This window comes from Proteiniphilum sp., assembly GCF_034331125.1.
In the GTDB taxonomy this organism is placed as follows: Bacteria; Bacteroidota; Bacteroidia; order Bacteroidales; family Dysgonomonadaceae; genus Proteiniphilum; species Proteiniphilum saccharofermentans.
The window spans coordinates 78,759-98,722 of the sequence record NZ_JAXQGC010000011.1; the positions used below are offsets into that span (position 1 = coordinate 78,759).

11 protein-coding genes are annotated in these 19,964 nt (G+C 45.3%); all 11 read right to left on the bottom strand.

The genetic code is table 11. From position 1 onward, the window contains the following. Positions 1-15: 15 nt before the first annotated feature. Positions 16-3,282, bottom strand: coding sequence for a neutral/alkaline non-lysosomal ceramidase N-terminal domain-containing protein (locus tag U2P89_RS03390; RefSeq protein ID WP_083710857.1), 3,267 nt, complete (start codon positions 3,280-3,282; stop codon positions 16-18). Then, positions 3,279-4,196, bottom strand: coding sequence for a polysaccharide deacetylase family protein (locus tag U2P89_RS03395; protein WP_076928264.1), 918 nt, complete (start codon positions 4,194-4,196; stop codon positions 3,279-3,281). The genes U2P89_RS03390 and U2P89_RS03395 overlap by 4 nt, the downstream gene beginning before the upstream one ends. A gap of 36 nt (positions 4,197-4,232) precedes the next feature. Beyond that, the gene (locus tag U2P89_RS03400) at positions 4,233-5,588 is read right to left on the bottom strand and encodes a PhoPQ-activated pathogenicity-related family protein (protein WP_322190621.1); all 1,356 of its coding nucleotides are present in this window, start codon (positions 5,586-5,588) and stop codon (positions 4,233-4,235) included. A 79-nt stretch (positions 5,589-5,667) separates the two neighbouring features. After that, positions 5,668-7,845, bottom strand: a complete 2,178-nt coding sequence (locus U2P89_RS03405; RefSeq protein ID WP_322190622.1) for a hypothetical protein — start codon at positions 7,843-7,845, stop codon at positions 5,668-5,670. Between the two features lie 142 nt (positions 7,846-7,987). Further along, positions 7,988-9,655 carry a SusD/RagB family nutrient-binding outer membrane lipoprotein gene (locus U2P89_RS03410; protein WP_091905532.1) on the bottom strand — a complete coding sequence of 556 codons (1,668 nt, stop codon included), beginning with the start codon at positions 9,653-9,655 and terminating at the stop codon, positions 7,988-7,990. Positions 9,656-9,668: 13 nt separating this feature from the next. Then, positions 9,669-13,082, bottom strand: coding sequence for a SusC/RagA family TonB-linked outer membrane protein (locus U2P89_RS03415; protein ID WP_091905536.1), 3,414 nt, complete (start codon positions 13,080-13,082; stop codon positions 9,669-9,671). A 44-nt stretch (positions 13,083-13,126) separates the two neighbouring features. After that, entirely contained in the window at positions 13,127-14,140 is a 1,014-nt protein-coding gene (locus tag U2P89_RS03420) for a PKD domain-containing protein (protein ID WP_092024854.1), read from the bottom strand. Between the two features lie 57 nt (positions 14,141-14,197). Further along, positions 14,198-15,133 (bottom strand): dihydrodipicolinate synthase family protein, encoded by a 936-nt coding sequence (locus tag U2P89_RS03425; protein ID WP_092024853.1) that lies wholly within the window; start codon positions 15,131-15,133, stop codon positions 14,198-14,200. Between the two features lie 141 nt (positions 15,134-15,274). Further along, positions 15,275-16,291, bottom strand: a complete 1,017-nt coding sequence (locus U2P89_RS03430) for a LacI family DNA-binding transcriptional regulator (RefSeq protein WP_092024852.1) — start codon at positions 16,289-16,291, stop codon at positions 15,275-15,277. A gap of 472 nt (positions 16,292-16,763) precedes the next feature. Further along, on the bottom strand, positions 16,764-18,398 hold the full coding sequence (locus U2P89_RS03435) for a ribulokinase (protein ID WP_322190623.1): 1,635 nt from the start codon (positions 18,396-18,398) through the stop codon (positions 16,764-16,766). Next, positions 18,399-19,847: an L-fucose:H+ symporter permease gene (fucP, locus tag U2P89_RS03440; RefSeq protein WP_322190624.1), complete on the bottom strand. Its 1,449-nt coding sequence runs from the start codon at positions 19,845-19,847 to the stop codon at positions 18,399-18,401. It lies immediately after the preceding gene. Positions 19,848-19,964: the final 117 nt, after the last annotated feature.

Here is a 19,964-nt window from a genome sequence, read left to right on the forward strand (position 1 = left end):
TTATTGTTTGATTATTTATTTCCTGAGTGAAAACTGATCTATGATCGTGCCGTCAAATCGTTTGGATATAAAATTGAGGGTATTGGTATCGACACGGATAACCTGAAACAATCCTCCCTTATTGGCATACACTTCATTGTACTTTTCGGATGGCGGTTCAGGTTTGCGAGGTTCGACCACTACCGAAGAGAGATAGATCGTTCCGTTCTTCGGTTCAGTTACAACCTGCTCATTATAAATGGGGTAGGAGCGGAAATACTGATGGATATGTCCCGACAATACCAGATCGACCCGATATTGGTCGAACAGTGAACACCATGATTTGCGTATGTCGGGGTAGGAGTTATCCTCCACATAAGGAGGAAAGTGGGTGACAGCTATTTTCCACTTCTCTTTGGTCTGTCTGAGTTCTTTTTCCAGCCAGCAGGCGATCTTCTCTACATCACCTGTAGCATCGATCATAAAAAAACGTGCATCCCCGTAGGAGAAAGTATAATTGCGTCCGGGAGAGAGGCCGCAGGCTTTGTCTTGAGGCAACATAAACAGTTGCGTATAAAGCGTAGGCGGCAGGCCATCCTGGCTGTCGTGGTTGCCCAGAGTGGGAACAAAAGAGAATCGGGGAAAAACATCCCTTCCGGAATGTAGGTATTTATCCCATAGGTCCCTGAACAACCCGGTATTTACATGGTCTCCCGAATGTACCAGGAATGCGGCATCCGGCACTTCTTTCACTGCCTGTTTCAGCACCGTTTCCACGATATCGTCGTTATGGGTATCACCCAGATGGATAAAGGTGAATGACGATTTTTCCCCGGGTGCTGTACGGAATGTATAAACCGGACTCTCTTTCCCGCTATCCGAATTATATATCTGATAAATATACTCATTATCAGTCTGTAAACCTGTAATATTTACTTCCCAATGTTTTACAACGGGGTTGTTGTGGATATACTTATCGCTAAGCAGTTGTTGTGAAGCCGGTGCCTCCGAGAATTCCTGCTTATCACTCTCTTTACTCCTATAACGAATCGTCATTTTATCGACCGAAGTATCGGTTCTCCACTGGATCGCCTGTGTAGTAGCCGGGTCATCACACCAGGTCAGTACAATCTGGTCCGCTTCAGGTGATGCTGGATAGGCTGTCTCCCGGAAAGAATTCAATATGGCGGCTTCACGTGCACGTCCCCGTATAGTGGTAAAAAGAATATGCCCTTCAAGCTCTTCGGGTAGTTGTTCGATCACCAATTCATCCCAGTCGTTATAGGTATAAGCTCCTTTTTCCATCGGGATCACTTTCCATCTGGCGGGGAAATGATGCAAAATTTTTGGCATCTGATTTCCGGCAACCGGACCGATCGTCACAAAATAGACCACCCGGTGCAGGTCAAATCCGTTGATCCCGAGGTTAATCTCTCCGGCAGGAAACTCCTTTTGCCATACTTCATAGTCGTAATTTTCGTTGGATACCGACATATCGGTCTTGTGGAATCCCTTTTCCTCCAGCCAGAAAGGAACGATTTCCTGCCCTTTATGACGCATTACCGACACCAGGGCAGGATTATCAACTGTAAAACGCCAATGATCATTGGCGAAGATCTCTTTTTCCTCTTCAGTGATCATTCCCAATAGTTGCTGATGGGTCAACTCGTTCAATTTCCCTGCCGGAATTTCAGAAATAATCCGTTCCAACAGTGCATCCCTCGCCTGTTCGATCACAGAAGGGAGTGGGGGAGTAACGGGTAACTCCTCCAGAAGTTGGCGCAATTCTCTATATAAAAGTGGAGCAGTCTCGGGACCGAGCGAATTCTGTTCACCGTAGTAAGGCTTGTCCCGGTATACATACGGCTCCTTCACATCCCACTGGCTTTTGGGGATTATATATCCGATCTCGTCATTGGCAAGACCGATGCCAAAACGGAACTCTCCCTGCATCAGGTCACGCAGAGGTGGCGTTTCTTGAGGATCGACCGGAAAATCCCGGCCGGGAAGGGCTACTACCCCTCCGTTCAATATCTCCGGATAGAGTTCTCCCGGGAAAGTGATAAAACCGGCCGGCCCGATGCTCCATACAGCAGCTTCGGTACGCTTTTTCATCCATCCGGTCATATCCGCATCCATTATCCCGATAGCGGCAGCAAGGCGGAACAGCTTATTTTTCAGGGGAAGTTCGAACGTCTTCGCACGTAGGTTGATGCCTGCTTCTCTCACTTCAACAGCCTTTTCCTCCATCGTACGGAGTATGATCAATCCAAGGGTATCTCCCTGGGCACGTATCTTATCGAACGACGGCTCTACATACACCGTATCGCGAAACGGATCATGTATCTCCATGCTGGCATGGGTAGTCATTAATCCACCCAGTGCCCCGTTTACATAAAGGGCAACGCCGCCGACCCCCTCTCTGACAAGGCTGTCTCCGTGATAGACTCCTTTCTCGACGGCTTCCCTCAGATAGTGGGGAAAATCGGAGGAGATAAGCAGGTTTTTACTCCACAATGTTTCGGGATGGTTGGCCCATTGGATCAGTGTCCCAAGCGTTTGTGAGGTTTCGGCATCGGTGACCTGCATCATTCTGAGGCCTTCGTCAAAAACATAAGGTTCACGCGTGTCTTTCAGCGTCACCATCCCCTCCGTGAGGTTCTGGGAAAAACGGAAATGGGCAGGACGCAATGCATCCACGGCCTCCACGACAGATTGGACTACCCGTTTCTTTATATACTCTTTCCACTCTTTGTCCACACCGCTCTTGAAGGGTGACTCACCCCAAAGTCCCAGCAGGTCCGGGGCTTCATGGGTGTGGGTGGATGTAATCACCAGATAGGTGATGCCTGCTTCTTCCGGCAACATTTTCCGGATATCGATTACCATCGGGTGAAACATACCAATCACATCCACCGCCACCACTGCAAGGCGGGTATTGCCATCATCCAGCACCATTGTCCGCGCCCACAAGTCGTCATGCACACCCTGTGCAGCAACCCGGTTTCCGAAACCGGCGATCCAGTAGGTATCGAATTTCCCGTTTCCGTTCAGATCCTCATAGGTATCTCCTTTCTTCGGCTCATAACGTGCATTACTATCCACATCGTTCCACGGTTCCATATACTCAGGCGTGATCGTAACCGCAGCAAAGCCGGCACGCATGACTCCCGGCTCCTTACTTTCGATTTTCAGGTCGATACTATATCCCGGATGACGGTCGCGCATATTGGTGTAACTGTAAATACAAGCCAGGAGAAGCAACACCAGCAACGAGATCCCTATGATTTTTATTATTTTCATTTTTTTCTTTGTAATTCAAACAAGGGATGGTAACTGATAACAATGATACCCTCTTTTTCAATCAATTGCCTGAACCGGTCACTGGTAAAAAACTCCAATTCCTTTATGCGTTTGGGAGCAGAACCGGTGATCGCCCGTATCTCGTCTCCTTCCGTGGCCGCATGAATATAAATTTCCGTCACTCCGGGCTGTATATTCTTAATATACTCTGTCCAGAACTCCTCCAGGTTTTCTGTTTTGTAGTTTTGCAGCTCCTCGTGAATAAAGTAATCGGGATGAATAATTCCTTTCTCCTTACAGATATCCCTGAAAGGAGGTGCTCCCATATTGTCCAGTGTGGATTGCGACGGCATACGTACCGGCAGGTTAAACTCTTCTGCCAATTGCAGGTAGACGTACATATAGTCCGGTGAATACTGATAGGTTCCCATATGGGAGTCGATATGGGTGACCGGTACCCCGGCATCCAGCGCCTTGCGGATCTGCGCCCTGCCTTCAATCAAGGCTTCTTCGGTATTGGAGGCTTTATATACTTCCATTACACCTTTCCACATATATCCCTGCTCGTCATATAACCCCGGGACTTCATTGCGCGGCGCTACCGTACCCCATCTGTAGTTCTTCCATTCCGAGGTCAATGTGAGATGTACACCAAATCCTTTATCCGGATTTTCTTTCGCATACTTTACGATCTCATTCGACCAGGAACAGGGCATCATGATGGTAGCCGAGCTGATAAACCCATTCTCCATTCCTTCAATCGTAGCGGTATTGGCAGCATGGCACATACCGGCATCGTCATTGTTGATAATTAGCAGTTTATCCGTTTTTTTATATCCCAGACGTTCTGCCAACGTTTGGGCGGACAGGCTTCCTATAAAAAACAATAAACCCAGTATAAGAATTCCTCTCATCTCGTTTGATTTATTAAGTTAATTAAACTTCCACGATTACTCTACAAATACTTTTTTATTATCCGAGACAAAGGTCCGTGTACTGACCGTATACTCGTCACCATAGGGATCTTTATAGACCAGGTCCACATAAAAGGCTTGGAATCCTTTTTTCGGATATTGGATCCTTATGTCGACAGCCGACCTGTTCTTGGCATTAAGCTGTATATCACTTTTAGTCCAGGTAGCTTTACGGAAATCCCTGCTGTCTGAAACCGATTCCCATAGGGTAGCCCCTACCAAGTTATCAGGAGAGGCTTTTACTTTCAGGTCAATATTTTTACCTTTCTCCGTCAGGTTCCACTCACAGGTAGGATAATCCGTCTTGTTCAACATATGCGCGAAAAATGAACTGAGCGCTCCAAAAGCCTGTATCTTATCTCCCAAACCGTGGCCTGCATTGGGAACGTAATGCAACAGATTATGCCCCGGAATATCGTTGATATAATGTTTAATGGCGTCCACAACCCAATAAGGGTCATTTGTCCCCATAAAGATCATTTTGGGCATTGTCAGTTTTTCGCGGTAGGAATAAGGGTCTATCATCTGTACCACAGCGTTTCCAAATTCACTGTGGATTGCCTGCGGGATCTCCAGATTGATATAATCATTGATCTCTTCACTGTATTCCCCGTATACCTGTTTCTGATAATCCAGGCTGGCCGGCATATTCAGCATTTCAATCACCATGGGTGCGATTGCTTCCACACGTGGATCCTGAAGCGCCCCGGTAAGCCAGGTGGTCCATCCCCTCTTCGATGCTCCAGAAACAAGGAAGCGATTTATCTTCTGGTCCAACTGTTGGGTGGCAAATTCCTGTACCGCATCCATGGCTTTGTAAGCCGTTTTGGTCATCGGAAACAACAACGGCCAGGAATAATCTTTGTCTTTCCTGAACTCATTGAGCGTATAGGAGATCAATGCATCTTCTTTCAAACCGCCATAAAGGGGTTGATTGGGCACCTGCTTTAATACACATACAAGGGCATTATTTCGGTTAGCCAGGGCCGAGAGGAACATGAACAAGGCATTATCCTCTTTCGAAAATTTTGGAATGCCATCATTTACCGACCCTCCGTCAATAAACAGGAGTGCTCCATCCTGTTTTACAGACTGCGGGACAAAGATAATGAGTTCATGCTTCCATAGCATCCCATGCCATTTCTGAGAGATGAACAGTAAGGAATAGACCTCTGTGTCATCCATTTGGTATGTGTTCCGCACTTCCCATCCCCATGTAGGATCATCATTGTGGAGATAAGCATTCAGCGCAGTTTCAGGTGTAATCGCTTGTTGGGCATATCCAACAATAACGCAAAAATAAACAGTTAAAATAAACAGTAATCTCTTCATATACCCGATATTATTTTTTTAGTTTTATAATCAATTCTCCACATGGTGGAATTTTGAATCTTGAATTTTAAATCTTGAATCATTCAATAACATTAAGGTAACGCGCCATCCAGTAGGGCAACAGGAATTCATCACCGGTAAGTTGCTGGTGCGCTCCCCGCCCCCCGTCAATAATAAACTCATTATTATTATGCCGGTTCATGGGGCGTTCTCTTTTAGGAATAAGTTCGGTCGTTGTCTGCTCCCTGAAATTGGTGTGGATATCTTTCGGCAGGAATTCCAGGTCTTTCCGGTGTGAGTTTTTTACCACATAACGGTTACGATCTTTGGGAAACCCTTGCAGATACCAGATGGTAGATTCCAGATCGATATCACCCGATGTTCCATAGGCCAGGAGATTCCAGAGTGCATTGCGTTCGGGTTTCTCAATCTCCCAATGATCACGTATCATTTTCGCATATTCCTGCTTTAACGTATCATCAAACGCATAATGGTATAACACCCAATAGGTAAGGAATGCCATCTCATCATCAGAATGGTTCCAGTCCTCTCCCATGGTGATTCCCTGGTGTTGGAATCCTGAGGTAAAACGGATATTACCCATCGGTATTTTCATATTATCCAGATATCCATGTTCTTCCATCATACGAAACGCCTCACTCTTATAGATATCTTTTCCTGTGAGTTTATATGCCAATTGCAACCCCGTAATGGTCAATGTGCTGTTCAGCCTGCGGTCGAACTGCGTGGTGGCGAATGAGTTCACATAATCGGGATTCCATCTTCCCCAGAGCGTGGGTTGACCATCATAATCTATAAAATAATAATCATGGGTGATGATATGGGTCATGATGGCGTCTATGTAGTCGGCCACCCGTTTTTTCTCTTCCGGCGTTTGCGCCACGTACTGGTCTATCACCGAGGTAACGAACAGATAGCCGACAAACTCATCGGTACTGGTAGTTCCTTTCCACCACCAGTTCTTATCGGGTGCAGGCCTCCAGGGAACCGTATCTCCCGCAATATAGCCTGTCCGTTCGAATGTCCTTGCCGAAAATCCCTCTATGGGATGGATAGTCAGTAATCTTTCAAAAGCCTCGAATGATTCCCATACATACTCTTTGGCTTTTTCCTCTTTGGTGACGGCATAACGGAATGCCTGACTTCCCAGATAGAATGAGGTCCATAAACCGTCATTGTCATCATCGTCGAGGCGCATGGTGGTAGGATCGTCCGGGTCGACCAACCGCGAAGCGGCTGAGAAACCATAACGGAGATGATACTTGCGAAGATTGTCCTGCAAAAAACCTGCTTTTTCAGCCAAAGTTTCCTGTTCAAACTGCACCTTATTCAAACCGGTCGGAGTTAAAAAGTAAAGGTTTCCGTCGTTATCCGCGGCCATATCTATGACCTTGTCCTGATCGAGCCAGCGTTCAGAAGCATAATAGTCGAACCGTTCCGGTTGTTTTACAAAAGCGCCCTGATCCGTTGCAAACCAATACTTTCCATCCACGGTCAACATATGGTTAATAACGGGGACAGGAAGCCTGTTATTGTGAGGTTCAACGATTTTTCCGCTCCGGTCAATAACATAATAGCCATCAGTTGTACCCACAGCTATCTTATCTCTATTGAATGCCATTGCTGTCAGGTTATTACCGGAATGGATTTTCACCCATTTATCATGGTTAAGCAAATAAATACCTGTAGCAGATAAATACCAGAATTGATCATCTGATACATACAATCTAATCAATTCACTATGTGGAATGCCTAACTCTCTGATCTTTGTGTTTCGGTTATACAATACACCCGCCTGCTCTCCTATCAACAACACATCATCATTGCTATTTACAGCAATGTGTCTGTATTTGTTTTCAGGCAGCAGGCCGCATATTGCTCCGGCATGTTTATTGGTAAGGAAACGGTCGGGATACAGATAATAGAGATAACCAGTCCCCTCCTGGATACAAATATCGACAGGATATTTATCTGCCAGGGAGGCATACAGGAGATCTTTGGAAATCATTTCACCCGGGAAATCGCGGAACAGGCCGGCATCGGTCAATATGAAAATACTGTTATCCCCATCTGCCACAACTTTCTTGAAGTGGACATCTTTCCATTTCGGAGATAATGTATACTTCACCGATACCGGGACGGCATAAGGTTCGTCCTTTATCGGCGAGACTGTTCCTGCGGAAACAGGTTTTACAAACAAAAGGCATAGGAAAATGCCTATTTGGCTTAATTTCATATGATTAAAATATTTATTTAGACTATAATTTTTAGAACCAAGGACCAAGACTAATGTACCAATTAAAGAACATCTCAAACTTTTCACTTTTCTCTTCTAGTTTTTAGTTCACAAGTTGTCTTGGCTCTTGGTCCTAATTTATCTACCATGGTTTACCTGTTCCCTGAAGAAGCCACATCTTCGACCAGGCACTGTTTTTAGATTGGTCTGTACCCTGGTAGGGTGTCGCTTCCAGTCTTTCGATAGCCGCTTCGGCATTGGCTCTGTTCTTCTCAATCTCATCGGAGGTATGGTAATACCAACGGACAGGCAATACAGGACGTACAGCTGCCGGGCCTGTTTTCAGTGCCGGTAAACCGGTTCTCCTCCAGTCGAACCAGGCTTCATGTGCAGTTGTCCAATGGGCGATCCACTTTTGTTCAATAATACTTTCCAGTCCATCATAAGATACATTTCCAATATAACTGTCAAATTCACTTTCTACTCCCCATGCTTTAAATGATTCCCTTACACCTTCGGCATAATAGTCGGCCGGATTGCCGGCAATCCATCCCCTGAATGCAGCTTCGGCAAGTATCAGATTGACCTCTGCAGCTGATATCAACCTCATCAGGACAAGGGGATCGGCTGTCTGTCTATATCTACTATTTAAATGGGAAGCATACGGATTCACGGTTCCCTGAGATGCATTGGCATTGTTCATATTAAAGATTTGTACCAACGGATGGGAAATGGTCACTCCTGCATACTCCGGATCAAAATCAACCTTCATACCATTGGTCTCAAAAGCGGTCACCACATCCTGTGACACTTCACGAATTTGATGATCATCATCAATATCTACAATACGATCTATACCTGTTCCCGAAACCAATCTTAACGGAATTTTTATTTTCTCAGCCCATACCTCAAGTCTCGGATCATTATAATCCCTCATGGCATCCACCAATGTTTTTCCCATTTTTACCCTCATATAAGCACCCGCCGGATCTAAATCATACACGGTATTTAATGGGTTGGAAGTAGCTCTCGAAGTACCGGGAAAACTGATATTGGCATCATCCCCGGCCAACCTTATCAACGGGTATTTGTCAGGATCACTCGCAATTCTTTTGATTCCCTCTTCCGCAAACGTAGGTTCTTTAGCCTGTAATCGCATATAGTACCGTAAGGCCAGTGAATTCGCAAATTTCTGCCATTTGGAGACATCGCCCCTGTATATCACATCCTGTTTGGCCACAATGTTGCGATACTCATTCGCACTTTTCGACAAGAGCGTATTGGCTGTGTCCAAGTCGACAAGGATACCATGGTAAATCTCCTGTTGCGGATCAAAAGCCGGCATAAAATGGTCTGACCCCTGTTCGGCCTTGAGAGCGTCTTTATAAGGTGCATCGCCCCATATATCGGTGATCAGGCCGAAAACATAAGCCCTCATGATCCGGGCTACTCCCTCGTGGAACTCGTAATTATGTTCAACTGCCTTTTTGAAATACTCATCGTTATTCATCAAAATACTGTAATATCCATTCCAGCTATGCGAAAGGGTATTCCAATCATAATTATTATATCCGCCGAACCAGCCTGTCTGCTGTGTATGTTGCATAATTCCCGAAAAGGTGCCGAAGCCGGTATTGTAAACGGTCTGCCCTACATTTGTCTGAACCGTGGGCAACAGGAAGTTTACATCGGCGATTGACGGATCAACACCGTTCGGATTGATATTCAGTTCATCCAGATCCTTGCATGAAACGATAAATCCGAGTATCAGCGTTAAAAATATGATAAAACTGCTTTTTAACTTATTCATGACATTCTTTCGATTAAAAAGTAAAACTTAATTTAAACCCAACCGGAACAACCCAGGGCTCGGCGTTAAAACGTTCGACACCTTGCTTGAAACTTCCGTTACTACCCGATTGATAGGCCCTTTCAGGATCTATCCCCATGCCGGCACTTTTCGCCCAAAGCATAATGTTCCTGCTATAGACCGAAATATTCAGGTCTCTCATTCTCAGTTTCTGGGCAGCCTTATCGGGAACCCTGTAATTCAAAGAGATCTCTCTCAGTTTTATATAGTCGGCATCGAACAGGTTAGCTTCTCCAATATCCCAGGGATAGCTCATCACATAAGGTCTGAATTCAGTACCCTCATTGCCAAGATTTTCCTTACTGAGAATAAAATTACCGTTATCGTCATAATGGCCGTATACGCCTGGAGCAAAAACACCGTCGTATGCTCCAATTCCGGTATAGAAATCATTGTAGTATCCACCAAAATCAGGAGTGGGTCCACCGACAGGCCTTGGATTATTGGTATAAATCAACCTGTCGGCATTGGCTACCACCCAGTCACGAAGCGCCTGACTCGGACCACCACCCAATCCTTCAGGTGGAGTAATCAACTGGTTGAGCCATGTGTTTGAAACAACCCCCTCGGTGAGGTAACGCCAGGTTTGTGACACATACTGTCCTCCCGACCGCCAGTCGAACGTCATGCTCAAAGTAAAATTCTTGTAGGTGATAGAGGTCTGGAGTCCCATAATAAAATTGGGGTTGTAATTACCCACTTTGGAATAGTCGTCTTCAGACTGCCATTCGGCATCTTCGTCATTCTCCGGTAACAAGGGATAATTGTAATAGGGAGAATTTTTATCGGTTACTCTCAGTATTTTCCGGGTATAAAGATTTCCAATCAACCCATCCCTGCCCAAGGATTCATCTTTCGCATAGGCAATATTCCTCACCCGGGCTTCATTCCAGAACTCAACAAAGTCGGTTCCTTCAGACAGTTCCAACAACCAAGTCTTATTCTTTGTGAAATTCGCATTCAGATCCCATCTCCAGTCTTTGGTTTCAATGGGTGTAAATCCAAGCATCAATTCCACACCCTTGCTTTGTAATAATCCGGCATTAACTTTAATACTGTTGAATCCGGCCGACCCTGCCAATGGTACACTAAGGATCTGATTGCGATTATCTGCCTGGTAGTAAGTACCTTCGAAGCGCAACCTGTTATTGAACATTTTCAGATCCACCCCTATTTCGTAAGATTTCGATTCTTCCGGTAGCAGAATGGGATTTAAGAGATCACCCGGTTTTCCGAGTCGGATCGCATCACCCCATTGTCCCACATCATAATAGGTGGCATAAAGGCTGTAAGGAGAGGTGTCATTCCCTACCTGGGCAACACCTCCTCTGAGTTTGAGAAGATTTACATTCCTCCCCATATCAATCATATTATTCAGCAGAAGGCTCAATGAGGCAGAAGGATAGAAATAGGATCTGTTTTCCGCAGGAAGTGTACTGGCCCAGTCGTTTCTCGCTGTCAGATCGAGGTAAATCATGTCTTTCCATCCCAGATTAGCCGTTGCGTAAAGGCTGTTGATTGCCCTTTCGTAACGGGCATTGGAATAGTTTAGCGAAGTATTTTCAATATTCTGGATCGTATAAAGATAGGGAATAATCAATCCCGATCCCGGTTTCGATGAATTACTCACATTCGCCCAACGGGAATAGAGAAGGTTACCTCCGACAGAAGCCGTAAGAGAGAAATCATCCCAATGGTTTTTATAAGTAGCCAGCACATCAGCATTGGTTTCAGTGCTTTCACTGGTAACAATACCATACGCTCCATTATTGGGTTCCTGGGAATATCCCGGATCTATTTTCGTTTCCCTTGTCTCGTCCGATCTGTTCAGCGCGTATCTTCCCATAAGGCTCAATTGCGGAGTTATCTCCCAGGTAGCGGAAACATTCCCTATAAGCCTGTTCCTTTTGAAACTGTTATTGATACCATACGCAAGGAAGTAGGGATTTTCCCAGCCTTCACCTATGGTAAGCACTTGTCCCCCGCCAAGATCATAATCTTTCATTTTGCGGATATCCACATTGGGGGGTGTCCAGGCAGCCCATTGCAGAGGATTGGCGCCCCTTTCCTGCGTGGCCGGCCTGTTGTCCGCCCAATTCTGTGTATAGTTAATATCGGTACTAACAGTAAGCCCTTTCACTACCTCCGATGAGGCTGCAAGTGTCAGATTGTTCCGGTTGAGATCCGAATTAGGAACCAAACCTTTATTGGTCATATTGGATACACCGAGCCGGTAATTCACCCTGTCGCTGCTGCTTGATATCGCCACACTATTGGTAGTAGTGATGGCACTACCATTAATAAAGTTCTTGTAGTTATCGGGATAGGAAACCAATTCCGTAGGTACCGGGACACCGTTTGCATCGAGTGGTGCAAAGGGCTGGACCTGCCAATAACCTTTGTTCAGTTCGGGGCCTGCACCGGCCTGTTCCGAGGGACTAAAAGGAGGAAGGATTCCTCCGGGAAAGGTAGTATCGGTATAACTCCTGGCACCAAACCCAAAACGGTTCTGCACGTCCAGGTATTTTGACGGGATATCGAAAACGGTATTTGAAACCACTTCCACTTTCATTCCACCCTTCCGATCCGATTTCTTCGTGGTGATAAGTACAACCCCGTTACCGGCACGGGTACCATAGAGGGCTGCAGCACTGGGTCCTTTAAGGATAGAAACACTTTCAATACTTTCCGGATCGATATCTGAAATAGCATTTCCATAGTCGACCAAGTTGCCATTGCCAAAACCACCGACATTATTTACGGAGCTGGTCATAGGCACACCGTCAATCACAAACAATGGTTGGTTATCAGTACTCATGGAGGTAGCTCCCCTGATAACCATACTGACTGTAGATCCTGCGCCTCCGGTCTGGTTGATGGTGACCCCTGTCACTTTACCGGCCATTGAAGTAAGCACATTTTCATGAACCACCTTGGCAAGTTCTTCAGAACCCAGTTTTCCAACGGAATAACCGAGTGATTTCTCTTCACGTCCAATACCAAGCGCTGTCACTACTACCTCACTCAACGTTTCGGTACTCTCTTCCATGACAATACTGATACTTGTACGGCCTTCAACCGCTATTTCCTGTGTAATATGTCCTATATAGGAAAAGACAAGCGTTGCATTTGAGGGCACATTAAACCTGTAATTCCCTTCCACATCAGTGACTGTACCCTCGGCAGTTCCCTTTACAACGATACTGACTCCGATAAGTGGCATCCCGTCAATGGCAGACGTAACCTTACCGGTAAGAGTTATTGTATTTTGCTTTGTATCGGTTGTCTCTGCAAAACCAACTCCTATAGAGAAGAGGAGAAAAGCCAAAGACAAAATCACTTTACACCAGTTTTGGTATTTATTCATTGGCAAATTTTTTGCTTCCATTTTCACATTGGTTTAAATCGGTTTTAATTAACTGCTTCGAATGTAAGTATTGCAGCAGAAGTACTTAAAGCAATCAAAGGATTTTGACTGACTATCGCATCAGGGGACAATGTCAGGAACATCACCAACCGCATGGAGCTGCTCGTTATCTCCTGCACAATCACTTTCCTGTGAAAATCCCGTATGCCGATAAATGCATCCGAATCGGGAAAATCGAGTGTCATCACACCCGGATAGGTTACAACCGGAATACCGGGAGGCTGTGTACCTGTCGCAAAATCAGGAATGGTAGGTATGATGAAATTTTCATTCTCATTCAATACAAATGTGGCGTTCTCGTCGGATGTGTAAGTTGTCAACGCAAAAACATCCTGACCAAACACCGCTTCTCCACCCGTCTTGGTGATCTGAGCACCTCCCATCTGCTGCAATCTCATCGCATAGACGATACCCCCGAAAGAGGAGCCGTCTGTTGTGTTTTGCCTGTAACGACCATCATAATAAAAAGTGAACTCATCATTATATGCTTCAGGCAGTCCGACATATACACTAAAAGCTCCCGAGGGCAACGATGGAATATCTTCATCGAGCAATGAGAAATTCGCGTCGGAGTTCACCAGCTTGTCATTGACAGTATGCGACATGGTAAGTTTCCATGTTTTACCATCGTACCCTTCGGCTGTGTGGTTTCCGGTCAGCAAGGCATAAGGGGTGAGCGAAACAGCTAAATTCACCTCTGTGGTTACCGAATTACCGGCATTGTCTTTTGCTGTTAATGTGGCAATATAATAACCCCCTTCTTCATAGACATGTACAGGATCTTTCTCGGTACTGACGTTTCCGTCCCCAAAATCCCATTCCCAGCTTACAGCACTATGGGTAAGTGCCGTAAAAGCAACCTGTTTTCCGTCTATACTGTGAAAAATTACAGCAGAAAGCGGAAGATCAGTTTTTGATCCGTCGTCTGAGCATGCCGGAAAAAGGAAAACCAGCAAGTACAAAAAAACGGATGAAAGATAATAGATAACTCTTCTCATACAATTGTTGCGTTTTTTGGATTAATAACATGGATAATTCTCGCTATAATGATTTAATTACATTTTTCCGGTATGCAGTAGATTTTCTATTTTTACCATCTCCTGCTCTATTTTATTCCTGTATTCCTCATCGAAACGGGTAAAAGGCATCGCCGGAAAATCACTGCAAATTCCTGCTACTGACAAGGCGCATTTGAGCCCTAACAAATAACTGGAACCATACTTGCCTTTGCTGTAAATACCACTAGATATTTGCATCACTTTTTGTTGCAAACGCCTCACTTTTTCAATATTGTGTGATTTAGCCGCACCATACAGTTCAACATATAATTCAGGAAATAAATTGGCTCCTCCGTTTACCCCTCCATGGGCGCCCATTAGCACCATTTCGGCTGTCATTTCTTCCGGGCCTACAAAAATCATGAATTCAGGTCTTTCTCTCATGATGTACATCACGGTCTGTAGATAAGTACCGTTGGCGGAACTGTCTTTAAAACCAATCACCTTTTCATTTTGAGCAATTTGCTTAATCGTTTTAGGATCAAATGCCACTTTTGTATGAACAGGCATATTGTACAAAAACAAAGGAAGGGGCAACAGGGAAATCAGATTCTCGAAATACCCGATCAACTCCGACTGGGCGGTAGCAAAATAATAAGGAGGCGTTGCAACAACCGCGTATGCGCCGGCTTCATACGCCTTTTGAGCCAGAGCAACGCTGTCGCTAAGAGACGTATCGGAGATGCCGACCAAAAGAGGTAGCCGATTTTCCACAATCCGGCTTGTTTCTTTTATCATCTCTTCACGTTGGCTCATACTTAAGCTCTGCGCTTCTCCGGTGGTGCCCAGGATAAAAATTCCATGCACACCTCCTCTGACCACATGCTCAACCAGATTACTCAATCCATCTATGTCGATCCGGTTATTACCGCACAATGGCGTTACAAGAGGGACAATAATCCCTTCAAGTGGTTTTATTTTCCTGTTTATCATACGATTATTTTTATTATATGTTTCTTACTCTATCCACAGACGGAAAGCCTGTTCTCATCTCACTTTTCATTCAACAACAGCTAAATCGTTTTAGCTTATATGTATATTGTATCTATAATTTAACTGCAATTCCAGGGTTTCTTACGAGATTCTTTGAGATGATTGTTGAATCACCAATTCCGGCTCTAAAAATAGTTTTGATTTATAATTACTTTTCTTAATGCGCTTGATCAATATATCTATTGATCCTTTTGCAATTTGCTCGATCGGTTGCCTGATATAGGTTATGGGTGAATAAAAGAGATTAAATGCATCATTTCCATTAAACCCCACTACAGCAACATCCTCCGGTATTTTCACATTCATTTCATTCAAGCAATACAATCCATTGGTAGCAAGCATATTGGTCAGAAACATAATGGCATCCACATGCTTCCTGTGGATCAATTCCTCCAATGCTTCCCTGATACCCGGTCTCGGATTCAGGATATTCACCTTCCTGACATGTACATAAGCACTTAGTCCCGCATTTTTCATCGTGTCTTCATATCCCGAAATACGATCCAGAATATGATGCATTTCTGTATTATAAGCGATCAACGCGATGTTTTTATATCCTTGTCCGAGCAAATGCTCCGTGGCCAGTTCCGTTGCCCTGTAATTATCCAAACAGGATGAACTCAAATCTATATCCGGAAAATATCTGTCCAGCAACACTGTAGGGAAATGGCTGTCATAAAGTCTTTGGATAAGCTTTATCGAACCATCGCATGGCACCAGTATCAATCCTTCTACTCCTTTGTTGAGCAGCACATCCACCAACCTTTCGGTATTTTTCAGATTTTCATCCGTACTACTGATTAACACAGTGTAATTCAATTCGCTGGCCCTGTCTTCTACAATTCTTGCGATTGCCGAATAAAAGGGGTTGGAAATATCGGTAACGATCAATCCTATCAATTGTGTTTTTCCGGAACGCAAAGTTTTGGCGTAAACATTCGGAACATAGTGCATCTCTTTTGCCGTCTCCTCAACCCGCCTTGCAACTTCCTCCCCGATCCTGTATTGTTCAGCCTTCCCATTCAATACCATTGAAACAAGGGCGGGCGAGACACCTACCATTTTCGCAATATCTTTTATCGATACCTTTTTTTCCATTTGCAGGTGAAAGAATAAGAATGAAATACAAAAATAGTTTCATTAAATCGTTTTAGCAAAATAAATTTATATGTTTTACAACATAAAACCGTAGATAATTGCCGTTTGGCGACACTTCCTTTTGCTACGATAGTCAAGGAAAAGAAGAAAAGTTTCCTTGAAGTTGTTGAGGAATGTAATGCTGTTCCGGTAAGTACTTTTATTGACGAACTACATCATCAAATTGATGAACATTTCGATAAAAATGCGTGAGGTTTTTGTTTCTGATAGAGTAATGAACAAGGTTTCCGATTTAAGGATTTATCTTATTGAAGAACTGAAATTGTCACGAAAAGCTGCGCATAAAAGAACTGACCGGATAAATACTTTTTTGATGTCTTTCGCAACATATATAAAATTAAAACCGGGATCACCTGCTCAAACTGAACTGACAATTCCGGTTTTTTATTTGTATAAAACAACAAACGCTCGTTTATTTTCCTTCCAAAAGCCAGTTTAATTGCCGGTATTTTTTATACAATGCGCTATAGGCGTCCCGGTTTTCCGCACGGGGAACGTACTCCGTTTTATAGCCCTGTCCCAGGGATTCCTGGGCCCTCTCCATCGTAGGAAAGACACCTGCCGCGACAGCAGCACACATAGCGACGCCCAATGCTCCCGCCTGTTGCGTGGCAGCCACTTTGATGGGTACGCCCATGATATCGGAGAGTGTCTGAATCACATAGGGTGATTTCAATGAAATACCTCCCACTCCAATCACCTCATTCACCTGTACACCCTCTTTCTCAAGATGCTCCATAATAGCACGGGAACCGAAAGCTGTGGCTTCCACCAGGCTTTTGAAGATATGCGCAGGGGTAGTAGCCAAAGTGATACCGGCAATGCCTCCCTTCAATGTGAGGTCGGCAAAGGGGGTACGCCGTCCGTTCAACCAGTCGGTCGCCACCGGATCCGACTCAGTTACCGGCAGTTTTTCCGCCTCTTCGGTCAGCTTCTGCAATATCCGCGCTGTCGCCTCTGCTACTTGCTCATTCGGGAGCAGGTTCAACGACCAGGAAAGTATCTCCTTCCACCAGGCATATACATCGCCAAAAGCAGATTGTCCCGCTTCCAGGCCTATCAGGCCCGGTATAACCGATCCATCTACCTGTCCGCTGATCCCGGGGATCAGTTTATCTGCGATATCCTCTTTCGGGGTAACCATAATATCGCAGGTAGAGGTACCGATGATTTTCACCATCGTGTGCGCTGTGATCCCCGCACCAATAGCTCCGGCATGTGCATCGAGAATACCCGCTGCTATATCTATTCCCGCGGGCAATCCGAGACGCCCAGCCCACTCATCGGTGAGTTTCCCGACCGATGTATCGCCGGTATATGTTTTTGCGCTTAAACGCCCGGCAAACCGATCGAATAAGGGATCGAGCGCAGAAAGGAACGCTTGCGACGGATAACCGCCCCATTCTTCCGCCCACATCCCTTTGTGTCCCGCAGCACAACGGCTACGCTTCACTTGTTCAGGCCGTAGATTTCCTGTCAATAATGCCGGCATCCAGTCGCAATGCTCGATAATGGAATAGGCTTTCTCTCTTATTTTTTCATTTGCACGAAGTACATGTAGTGCTTTTGCCCAGAACCACTCTGAAGAGTAGATTCCTCCGGAGCGGGACGTAAAATCGGTCTCCCATTTACGGGCCAGGACATTGATTTCATCTGCCTCCCGGATAGAAGTATGATCTTTCCAGAGGATGAACATTGCATCGGGATCGTCGGCATATTCAGGCAGCAATGCCAACGGTGTGCCGTCACGGTCCGTCAGGCAGGGTGTGCTCCCCGTCGTGTCAATTCCAAGAGCAACAATATTTTTCACTTCATCGGGTGATAATTGTGCCAATAAATCGTGAATCACCTCCACAAGTGAATCAATATAATCCTGCGGATGCTGCCGGTACCGGTTGGCAGAAGGATCACAATATAATCCTTTTTTCCAGCGGATATAACCGGAGATCGCTGTCGCCAGCTCTTTCCCGGATACGGCGTCTAACGCTACCGCACGACATGAATCGGTACCATAATCAATACCTATGACTAACTTTTCCATATCCATCTATTTTCCGTTACCCAGCTTCTTGCTGCGTGCTATCGTAAAACTATAATAAGTAATAATAATAAATGCGACAACAGGTACCCAGTAGGCGAATTTAATGCTCCCCGCCTGATCGGAGAGGATACCCTGCACTTGCGTCAGCAACGCTGCACCGGCAATCGCCATTACCATGCCCGAACCGGCAATCTTGGTATCATCTCCCAGTCCTCTCATGCCAAGGCCGTAAATGGTGGGGAACATGGCGGACATACAACCCGAGATACCCATCAAGGCATATACTCCCACAAATCCTTCTCCGTAAATCGTCAAAAGTGAACATATCACCGCCAGAATACCCAATCCCGACAATATGTTCACCGGCCGGGTATATTTCATCAGCCAGGTACAGATAAAGCGTCCAAGCACAAAGAGAATAAGCGACATGATATAGTAAGTGGCGCCCGCCTGCTCGGCTGTACGTGGCAAGAGTGCATCCAGTCCGATCGCTTCACAAAGTGCATAAAAACCACCTGCCACCGGCTCTACACCGCGCAACGCCCCGATAATTGCTTCCTGCGAAGGATTTGCACCCAGACCGGCGATCACTGCATCCAAATCGAGTTGCTGCATGGCGTAACGGATAATGAACGACCAGACTGCGATCTGCGCACCCACATAGAAAAACTGTGCCAATACTCCCCAGACGTAATTCTTATTCTTTTTTAGCCGGCTCCATGTCGCTTTCAGGTCCAAACTCTTATCGTCATCCTGTGCTTTCGGCATTTTGGTGAATATGATCAGCAGTAACAGTACCAGCATCACTGCCCCCAGGATCAGATAGGCCATGGTGACGGCATTCAGTTCACCCCGTTGAATGGCAACCAGTTCTGACCCGCTCAGGACAGCCCTTTCGCCGGCCGTCATGGTATTCAACTGAGATAAGACAAATATCTGGCTGGCCAGCACACCGGTCAATGCACCAAACGGATTGAACGACTGAGAGAAGTTCAACCGGCGGGTAGCTGTCCTCGGATCCCCGAGTGAATAAACATACGCATTGGCCGAGGTTTCGAGTACTGATAATCCTGCAAACAATATGAATATACCGAAAAGATAGGTAGCGAAACTCAACGGCGAACTGATATCATTTACCAGCATAGCCGGATAAAACAACATCGACCCCGTTATACAAAGCAGAAGTCCTAACAATACTCCTGACTTGAAAGTGCGTCTCTTGATAAAAATTGCTCCGGGAAGTGCGAAACAACCGTACCCGAGAAGGTAGCAGACTACCTGGATCCATGCTGTTTGCGTATCGGTCAGACTCATGATGCGCTTGAACGCCGCCAGCATGGTGTCGGTCATATTGTTGGGTACCGCCCAGATAAAGAAGAGCGAAGTAAGAAGAATAAAAGGGAACAGGATCCCGGGAGGGATCAATCGGTGCTTTTCTACATTATTTGTGTTCATATTTATTTAGAATAAAGAGTAAAGAACAAAGAATAAAGACATAGGGAGTTCTTCTTCCCGGCTCTTACTCGTTTCATATATTATTTTTTAAAGAAGTCTGAGGTTGATAAATTTAAG